Consider the following 541-nt stretch of genomic DNA (forward strand, 5'->3'; position numbering starts at 1 on the left):
CCCGCCTTGATTCGGGGTTGACGCGGCAGTTGTTGCAGGAAGCGCCGAGTGCCTATCGGACCCAGGTCAACGACCTGCTGCTGACGGCACTGGCGCGGGTGATCGCACGCTGGACCGGTGAGTCGTCGGTGCTGGTGCAGCTCGAAGGGCATGGTCGCGAGGAGTTGTTCGAAGACACCGACCTGGTGCGCAGCGTGGGTTGGTTCACCAGCCTGTTCCCGGCACGGCTGGACGTGCAGGACGATCTCGCGGCGAGCATCAAGCAGGTCAAGGAACAACTGCGTGGGATTCCCGACAAGGGGCTGGGCTACGCGACCTTGCGCTACCTGGGCGATGAGGCCAGCCGCGCCGCGTTGGCAGGCCTGGCGCAACCGCGCCTGACGTTCAACTACCTGGGTCAGTTCGACGGCAGCTTCGCCGAGCAGGACGACACCCTGTTCACCCCCAGTGGCGAGGCACGTGGCGCAGAACAAAGCGCCGACGCGCCGCTGGGCAACTGGCTGACGATCAATGGCCGCGTGTATGGCGGCGAGCTGAGCCT

At 66.2% G+C, this 541-nt stretch carries 1 protein-coding gene; it reads left to right on the forward strand.

Features of this window, described 5'->3' with window-relative positions; genetic code table 11:
* A partial coding sequence (locus tag FEM01_RS24020; protein ID WP_240791798.1) for a condensation domain-containing protein occupies positions 1-541 on the forward strand: 541 nt, incomplete at both ends.

It is taken from the genome of Pseudomonas mosselii (genome assembly GCF_005796105.1).
Classification (GTDB): Bacteria; Pseudomonadota; Gammaproteobacteria; order Pseudomonadales; family Pseudomonadaceae; genus Aquipseudomonas; species Aquipseudomonas mosselii_C.